Annotated in this window: 9 protein-coding genes and 1 pseudogene; 3 read left to right on the forward strand and 7 right to left on the reverse strand. The window is 71.7% G+C overall.

What is annotated here, in order from left to right; all coding sequences use genetic code 11:
* Window positions 1-11 precede the first annotated feature (11 nt).
* From ACFE60_RS06735 to ACFE60_RS06765, 7 genes are read right to left on the reverse strand one after another with little or no spacing between them, the layout of a single operon-like run.
* On the reverse strand, window positions 12-695 hold the full coding sequence (locus ACFE60_RS06735; RefSeq protein ID WP_375388080.1) for a polysaccharide deacetylase family protein: 684 nt from the start codon (window positions 693-695) through the stop codon (window positions 12-14).
* Entirely contained in the window at window positions 692-970 is a 279-nt protein-coding gene (locus ACFE60_RS06740) for a hypothetical protein (protein ID WP_375388081.1), read from the reverse strand. Before ACFE60_RS06740 ends, ACFE60_RS06735 begins: the two co-directional genes overlap by 4 nt.
* 26 nt (window positions 971-996) lie before the next feature.
* Window positions 997-1,788, reverse strand: a complete 792-nt coding sequence (locus ACFE60_RS06745; RefSeq protein ID WP_375388082.1) for a DeoR/GlpR family DNA-binding transcription regulator — start codon at window positions 1,786-1,788, stop codon at window positions 997-999.
* Window positions 1,778-2,770 carry a D-2-hydroxyacid dehydrogenase gene (locus ACFE60_RS06750; protein ID WP_375388083.1) on the reverse strand — a complete coding sequence of 331 codons (993 nt, stop codon included), beginning with the start codon at window positions 2,768-2,770 and terminating at the stop codon, window positions 1,778-1,780. The genes ACFE60_RS06745 and ACFE60_RS06750 overlap by 11 nt, the downstream gene beginning before the upstream one ends.
* Window positions 2,767-3,663 (reverse strand): carbohydrate ABC transporter permease, encoded by an 897-nt coding sequence (locus ACFE60_RS06755; protein ID WP_375388084.1) that lies wholly within the window; start codon window positions 3,661-3,663, stop codon window positions 2,767-2,769. The genes ACFE60_RS06750 and ACFE60_RS06755 overlap by 4 nt, the downstream gene beginning before the upstream one ends.
* On the reverse strand, window positions 3,660-4,610 hold the full coding sequence (locus ACFE60_RS06760) for a carbohydrate ABC transporter permease (protein ID WP_375388085.1): 951 nt from the start codon (window positions 4,608-4,610) through the stop codon (window positions 3,660-3,662). The genes ACFE60_RS06755 and ACFE60_RS06760 overlap by 4 nt, the downstream gene beginning before the upstream one ends.
* 25 nt (window positions 4,611-4,635) lie before the next feature.
* Window positions 4,636-5,949 (reverse strand): ABC transporter substrate-binding protein, encoded by a 1,314-nt coding sequence (locus ACFE60_RS06765; RefSeq protein WP_375388086.1) that lies wholly within the window; start codon window positions 5,947-5,949, stop codon window positions 4,636-4,638.
* Between the two features lie 138 nt (window positions 5,950-6,087).
* Between ACFE60_RS06765 and ACFE60_RS06770 the strand changes: the two genes are divergently transcribed.
* The 3 genes and pseudogenes from ACFE60_RS06770 to ACFE60_RS06780 all read left to right on the forward strand — a co-directional run.
* Window positions 6,088-6,357: a hypothetical protein gene (locus ACFE60_RS06770; protein ID WP_375388087.1), complete on the forward strand. Its 270-nt coding sequence runs from the start codon at window positions 6,088-6,090 to the stop codon at window positions 6,355-6,357.
* Entirely contained in the window at window positions 6,348-6,989 is a 642-nt protein-coding gene (locus ACFE60_RS06775; RefSeq protein ID WP_375388088.1) for an SIS domain-containing protein, read from the forward strand. The genes ACFE60_RS06770 and ACFE60_RS06775 overlap by 10 nt, the downstream gene beginning before the upstream one ends.
* Window positions 6,990-7,094: 105 nt before the next feature.
* Window positions 7,095-7,658: pseudogene (locus tag ACFE60_RS06780) on the forward strand (preprotein translocase subunit SecA); the annotation flags it as partial.

Raw genomic sequence — 7,658 nt, forward strand, 5'->3', positions numbered from 1 at the left:
GGTGTCCCTCCTCAGGCGATGCGGTGGATCGCGGTGTTGCTGATCTGGTAGCGGTAGCCCGCGCCCTGCACGGCGCGGTCGTGCAGGCCGCTGCGCCCGAACGCGGAGCCGTGCAGCCAGGCGAAGACCTCCGTCGGGCGCCCGATCGCGGCCTCCACCTTGCGCTTCGGCTCGACGACCTCCCGCTCGAGGTCCTCCTCGGTCACGACGGTGTCGAACCCGACGTGGTGGGCGGTGTGGGGGAGGACCTCGTGGTGCTCGCCGAGCGCCGCGACGTCGTCCCAGGTCATCGCGAGCCGCCCGCCGGCCAGCAGGTCCTCGTCCTTCAGGTCGATCCAGTGCGAGCGCGCGAACGACTCCTGGTGCGCGTCGGGGCAGTCGATGAACGCGGTCGCGACCGGGAACCACCCGGTCAGGCCGGCCTGCGCGCAGAGCGGGGCGGCGACCTCGGCGCTGTTCCGGTAGCCCTCGTAGAACACCGGGATCACGCCCGGGCGGTCCTTGTGCCACACGCCGGTGTCGACGAACCGGTCGAGGTCGGCGACCGAGACGGCGGCGTAGCGGCGGGCCAGGTCCTCCAGCTCGCGCTCCAGCGCGGGGGCGGCGCTCAGCGGCGTGCTGTGCCAGTTCACGACGCGGAGGTAGTGCCCGCGGCGCAGCGCGCCCAGCAGGGCCGCCTGCGTGGGCGCGGTCACGCGTCGAACCCCATGAACGCGACGGTCGAGAGCACGGTCGCGAGCGCTCCCTCGTCGTCGTCGGCCGCCCAGGGCACGAGCTCGTCGTGGAACCGGGCGACGAGGGCCGCGAAGCGCGCGCCGGCCTCGGCGAGCGCGGGCTCGACCGACTCGGTGAAGGTCGTGCCGCGGGCGTCGAAGACGGCGAGGACCATCGGGATGCCCTCGTGCTCGGCGACGCGCTCGTGCGACGCGCGCATCGCCGCGGCGGGTCCGACGTCCGCGAACGAACTCATGCTGCTCCTCGGTGTGGTGGTGGTGGTCAGGCGACGACGACGGTCGGGGCGGGGGAGTCGCCCTGGAACCCCTCCGGCAGCGGCCGGTCGGTGACGAGCGTGTCGATCTCGTCGAAGGGGATCAGCCGCGCGGGCCCGCGCTGCGTGAGCTTGCTGTGGTCGGCCAGCAGCACGAGGCGGCCGCTGCGCAGCAGGGCGCGGTCCGTCTGGCTCTCGACGAGGTGCATGCCGGTCACACCGATCTGGGGATCGACCCCGTACGCGCCGCTGAACACGGTCTCGACGCCGAACTCCTCCAGCGCGCGCAGCGTCAGGTCGCCGAGCAGCGACAGCTCGTCGCGGCGCATCACGCCGCCCAGCACGACGACGTCGGCGCTCGGCAGGTCCGCGAGGCGGTTCGCGACGCCCATGCTGTTCGTCAGCACCAGCAGGCGGGGGATGTCGGCGAGGAACGGCACCATCGCCTCGGTCGTGGTGCCGCCCATGATCAGGATCGGGGTGCCGGGCTCGACGAGCCGCGCGGCCGCCCTGCCGATGCGCTCCTTCTCCTCCGCGCGCTCGAGCCCGCGCAGCAGCCGGATGGGCTCGTCGCGGAGCGCGGGCATCGCGCCGCCGTGCACCCGCTCGATCAGCCCTCGCCGCTCCAGCTCGGCGAGGTCCCGCCGGATGGTGGCCGCGCTCGCCCCGGAGGTGCGGGTCAGCTCGCTGACGTGCGTCACCCCGGTCGAGCGGATCAGGGTCAGCAGGTCGCGCTGGCGCTGCGCGCCGAGCACCGGCTCCGGCTGCAGCGGCTCGGGCTCGGTCGGCTCAGTAGCCACGGGAGCGCTCCACCTCGTTCAGCAGGGGCAGGTCGTGCTGCAGCCGGCGCAGGTTCTCGGCGACGAGGTCGAGCGTGCCGCGCAGGTACTCGGGCGCGAGCCCGGCGACGTGCGGCGTCATCAGCACCCGGGGCTCGTCCCACCAGGGCGAGTCGGGCCCGATCGGCTCGCTGTCGAAGACGTCGAGCACGGCGCCGCCGATCCGGCCGTCGCGGAGGCGCTCGAGCAGCGCCGCCTCGTCGACGATGCCGCCGCGGGCGATGTTCACGAGGCCGGCGCCGGGCTTCATCCGGTCCAGCCGGTCGGCGTCGAGCAGGCCGCGGGTGCCGGCCGTCAGCGGCAGGACGAGCACGACCCAGTCGGCGTCGGCGAGCGCGTCGTCGAGCCGGGACACGTCGACGACCTCCGCGTCCGCGGCGGGCCGGTCCGCGCCCAGCTGCGGCCGCGCGTCGCCGCCGCCGCGGCGCACGCCGGTGACGTGCATGCCGAACGCGGCGCAGAGCCGCCCGATCTCGCGCCCGATCCGGCCGTAGCCGACGATGCAGACGCGGCTGCCCGCGATCGCGCGCGGCGTGAGGGACTTCAGGCGCGTGGCGGCGTCCGGCCAGACGCGCCGGGCGCGGAGGCGGTCGATCGCCAGCAGGTGGTGCGCGAGGCCGAGCAGCCCGAGCAGCGCGTACTCGCCCATCGGCACCGGGGCGATCCCGCCGAGGGAGACGAGCGGCACCGGGGAGCCCCACAGCGCCGACCCCGCGAGGTGGTCGACGCCCGAGGTGTCCAGCTGCACGCAGCGCAGCGCGGGCAGCCGCGACGGGTCGACGTCGTCGGCGGTGTGCACCATCGCGACCCGGTCGACGACGTCCGCGGGCCACGCGCCCGGGTCCGCGTCGAGGTGCAGCACCTCCGCCTCCGGCACCCGGTCCGCGAGCGCGGCGTACCAGGTGGCCGGCAGCGGGAGCGTGCCGACGTAGGTGACCGTCATCGGATGCCGGACCTGGCGATGCCCTGCACGAAGTACCGCTGGGTGGCCAGGAACAGCACGATCATCGGCACGACCGAGATCAGCGACAGCGCCATGATCTGCGTGAAGTCCGGGGTCGTCTGCCCCTGCAGGTAGAGCAGCCCGATCGGCAGGGTGTACAGGATGTCCTGCTTCAGCGCGATCAGCGGCCAGGCGAAGTCGTTCCAGGTCGCCATCGCGATCAGGACCACCAGCACCGCGATCAGCGGGCGGCAGAGCGGCAGGACCACGGAGCGGAAGATGCGCAGGCTGCCGGCGCCGTCCAGCTTCGCCGCCTCGAGCAGCTCGTCGGGGATGCCGAGGATGAACTGCCGGGCGAGGAAGACCCCGGTCGCGGTGGCCGCGCTGGGCAGGATGACCGCCCAGTACGTGCCGTAGAGGCCGAGGTCGGCGACCAGCCGGAACTGGGCGACCATCGTGACCTGCACCGGCAGCACGAGCGTCGCGAGCGCGGCGAAGAACAGCGCGTTCTTGCCGAGGAACCGCAGCTTCGCGAACGCGTAGCCCGCCAGCAGGTTCACGATCACGCCGAGCACGGTGACGAACACCGTGATGACGACCGAGTTGCCGAACCAGGTGAGGACGTCGAACTTCTGGAACACGCCCGTGAAGCTGTCGAGCGTCAGCCGCGACGGCCACAGCTGGAACACCGTCGAGAACAGCTCGTCCTTCGGCGAGAAGGCGACGACCACCATCCAGTAGAAGGGGAACGCGAACACCGCGCACACGATCAGCGCGAGCACGAACCGCAGCACGTCGGCGCGGCGGCGCAGGCGCCGGCGGGAGCGGGCGGGCCGCACGGCGGCCGTCGCGGCGGAGGCGGAGGTGCGGGAGGTGCCGACGGCAGCGGTCACGAGGTCACGTCCCGTCCCCGGTTCAGCCGCCACTGCACGGCGGCGAACGCGATCATCAGGACCAGCAGCACCATGCCGATCGCGGCGGCGTAGCCCTGCATCCTGGTCGTGAACGCGTTCTGGTACGCGTAGGTGGTCAGCATCGTCGTCGCGTTGCCCGGCCCGCCGCCGGTGAGGACGAAGACCAGGTCGAAGACCTGGAACGAGTAGATGACGTTCATGATCAGCAGGAAGAACGTCGACGGCCCGAGCAGCGGCAGGGTGATGGAGCGGAACCGCTGCCAGCCGCTCGCCCCCTCCAGCTCCGCCGCCTCGTGCAGCTGCGGATCGATCGCCTGCAGGCCGGCCAGGTAGATCACCATGTTGAAGCCGGTGCGGCCCCACACGGTCATCAGGATGACCGCGAGCATCGCGGCCGTGCCGTTCGACTGCCACGGGATGCCGGGCAGCCCGACGGCGATCAGGCCCTTGTCGATGACGCCGGTGTTCTCGTCGAACATCAGCACGCCGATCAGGCCGGACGCGACCCCGGACACGACGATCGGCGCGTACAGGATCGTGCGGAACACGGCGCGGCCGGGCAGCGCCCGGTTCAGCAGGACCGCGAACGCGAGCCCGAGGCCCACCGCGAGCACCAGGGTCAGCACCGTGAAGAAGGTCGTGTTCGCGAGGGACTCCCAGAACACCGCGTCGGACAGCAGGTCCGCGTAGTTGCCGATGCCGATCCACTGCGGCGTCCCGAACCCGGAGTACCGGCTGAACGACAGGATCGCCGCGAGCACCAGCGGGTACAGCAGGAAGACGCCGAGCAGCAGCATGTTCGGCAGCGCGAACGAGTACCCCGTCAGGGACTCGGTGAGCCTCGCGCGCCGGCGGCTGCGGCGGCGCGACTCCGGCGGCAGCGCCGTGGCGCTGCGGACCGCCGCCGCCGCGCCGATGCCCGTCACCTGATCGCCTCCGTCCGGGCGCGGATCAGGCCAGCGCCTTGTTCACGCCGGCCGCGATACCGGCCAGGGTGGCGGAGGTGGACTGCCCGCCGCGGAAGGCGGCCTCCAGCTGGTTGGTCAGCACGGTCGTGATCGCCGCGGACTGCGGCACCGACAGCTGCTTGACGTCGTCGGCGGTGATCGTCGTCGCCTGCTCGACGAAGACGGGCATCACCCCCTCCTGCACCTTCCAGCCGAGGTTCTTGCCGACGAGGCCCTGCAGGGTCGGCAGCTCGAGCGCGCCGCCGCAGAACGTCGACATCGCCTCCTCGGTGACCATGTACTTCAGGAACTCGGCGGTCAGGTCCTTGTTCTTCGTCCCCGCCGTGCCGACCAGCGCGTTGCCGCCCAGGTCGTCGGCGCCGCGCACGTCCTTCGGCAGGTAGGTGACGCCCCACTCGAACTTCGCGGAGGCGAACTCGGGCAGCAGGAAGTTGCCCGCCGAGACCATCGCCGTCGTGCCGGCCAGCCAGGTGGTGTCCGCGTAGGCGTTCGACTTCGTGCTCGAGTTGGTCGGCACGTACTTCTCGGTGAAGAAGGCCTTGGTGTAGTCCATCGCCTTCATGCCGGCGGCCGACTGGATCGCCGACGACTTCAGGTCCTCGCTCAGCAGGCGGCCGCCCGCGGCGAACAGCCACGTCAGCCAGCGCGGGGAGCCGAACTGCTGCCAGTTGTAGACGAACGGGTACTTCGACGCGGGCAGCTTGCCGCGCAGCGTCTTCATCGTGGCGGCGAACTCCTCCCACGACCAGGCGTCCGCGAGCTTGTCGGGGAACGTCGTGAACCCCGCGTCGCTCATCATCGTCTTGTTGTAGACGATCGCCGAGGTGTCGGTCTGCTGCGGGACGCCGAACGGCTTGCCGTCGTAGTTGACCGCCTCCCAGAAGGCCGGGATGAACGCCGACTGCTCGGCGGAGGTGAAGTACGACGACAGATCGAGCAGCGCCCCCTGCTGCGCGTAGCCGCCGATCTGGCCGTAGCCGGCACGGAACACGTCGGGCGCGTTCCCGGCCGACAGCTGCGCGTCGATGTTCGAGAACATCTGCTCGTAGGGCACGTAGTTCGCCTTGACGGTGACGCCCTTGTTCTTCGACTCGAACTGCTTGATCAGCTTGACGTAGGCCGCCTTCTCCTCGTCCGAGGCCCAGGTGGTGAACGTGATCGTGCCTGAGGCGCCGCCTCCGCTGCTGCTCCTCGTCCCGTCCGAGCTCTGCCCCGTGAAGCCGGCGCAGGAGGCCAGCAGGGTTCCGATCGAGACGGCGCCTGCTCCGGCGAGCAGGCTGCGGCGGGTCACGTCCATGGGGGCCTCCAGTGCTGTGATGGCGTCGTTGCAACATCCAACTGCGCGCATGTTACGACGACGTTGCGCGTTTGTGAGCGGTTTCGATCATTTCTGCGCAGAAGCGTTACAGTGCTCCTGCTCACGAAGGGAACCCGCATGGACGACGTGACCCGCGCGCCCGGCGCGCACATGGAGGCCGAGCTGCGGTCGCAGGCCACCACGTGGCGCCGCGCCCTGCAGCTCACGCCGTCCGTGGCGCAGATCCTGCCCCGCGACGATGAGCGGGTGCTGGTGGTCGGCTGCGGCACCTCCTACTACATGGCGACGCGTACGCGAACCTCCGGAACGACGCCGGGCTCGGTCGCACCCGCGCCGGCATCCCGTCGGAGATCAACTACGTCGAGGACGACGAGACCGTGCTCGTGATCTCGCGGTCGGGCACGACCGTCGACGTCATCGACTTCCTCGACCGGCTGCCCGCAGGCCATCGCGTCGCCGCGATCATCGGCGACCAGGCGAGCCCGCTCGCGCGGCTGCCGCAGGTCGTCGACCTCGCCTTCGCCGACGAGGTGTCCGTCGTCCAGACCCGCTTCGCGACCACCGGCCTGGCGCTGCTGCGCGCCTCCCTGCGCCTCGTGCCGCCGACGCTGCTGGAGGACGCCACGGCGGCGACCGCGATGGCGCTGCCGGTCGAGGACCTGCAGGCCCTGCGCCAGGTCGTGTTCCTCGGCCACCGCTGGACCAACGGGCTCGCGCAGGAGGCCGCGCTGAAGCTGCGCGAGGCCGCCGGGATGTGGACCGAGGCGTACCCGGTGATGGAGTACCAGCACGGGCCGATCTCCTGCGCCGGGCCGCGCAGCCTGATCTGGGCGTTCGAGCCGGTCCCTGCCTCCGTCGAGGCGGGAATCCGCGCGACGGGCGCGCAGCTGTACGTGCCGCCCGTCGACCCGCAGGCCTCGATGGTCGCGGTGCACCGCCTGGCGCTGGCCCTGGCGCTGGCTGCGGGTCGCGACCCCGACCGCCCGCCGCACCTCAGCCGCTCCGTCGTCGCCGTCTGACTTCCGTCGTCGCGGCCCGCCGTCGCGCCCCGGCGGAAGGCCCCTGCGGTAGATTCGCTCGCTGACGTTCCGGCGGACTCCGCCTGCGACGAAGGGAGTGCCCGCGTGGCGAATGTCTTCGAGAAGGCCCTGCGCATGGGCGAGGGCCGCCTGCTGCGGAAGCTGCAGCGGATCGTCGGCCAGGTGAACAACCTGGAGGAGGACTTCCGGCACGTCACCGACGACGAGCTGCGGGGCGAGACGGCCGAGCTGCGCGAGCGCTACGCCGCGGGCGAGAGCCTCGACGACCTGCTGCCGGAGGCGTTCGCCGCGGTGCGCGAGGCCGCCGCGCGCACCATCGGCCTCCGCCCGTTCGACGTGCAGGTGATGGGCGGTGCCGCCCTGCACCTCGGCAACATCGCGGAGATGAAGACCGGCGAGGGCAAGACGCTCGTCGCGACCATGCCCGCCTACCTGAACGCGATCGCCTCCCGCGGCGTGCACGTGGTCACCGTCAACGACTTCCTCGCCTCGTACCAGTCGGAGCTGATGGGGCGCGTCTTCCGCGCCCTCGGCATGACGACCGGCGTGATCCTGTCAGGGCAGGACCCCGCGGAGCGCCGCGAGCAGTACCAGGCCGACATCACCTACGGCACGAACAACGAGTTCGGCTTCGACTACCTGCGCGAC

Origin of the sequence: uncultured Amnibacterium sp., from assembly GCF_964245895.1 — a bacterium.
Taxonomy (GTDB): domain Bacteria; phylum Actinomycetota; class Actinomycetes; order Actinomycetales; family Microbacteriaceae; genus Amnibacterium.

What these genes read in the sequence shown, in the direction of transcription:
- ACFE60_RS06740 (WP_375388081.1), bottom strand. Translation starts at nt 970, where the DNA reads ATGAGTTCGTTCGCGGACGTCGGACCCGCCGCGGCGATGCGCGCGTCG.
- ACFE60_RS06750 (WP_375388083.1), bottom strand. Translation starts at nt 2,770, where the DNA reads ATGACGGTCACCTACGTCGGCACGCTCCCGCTGCCGGCCACCTGGTAC.
- ACFE60_RS06765 (WP_375388086.1), bottom strand. Translation starts at nt 5,949, where the DNA reads ATGGACGTGACCCGCCGCAGCCTGCTCGCCGGAGCAGGCGCCGTCTCG.
- ACFE60_RS06770 (WP_375388087.1), top strand. Translation starts at nt 6,088, where the DNA reads ATGGACGACGTGACCCGCGCGCCCGGCGCGCACATGGAGGCCGAGCTG.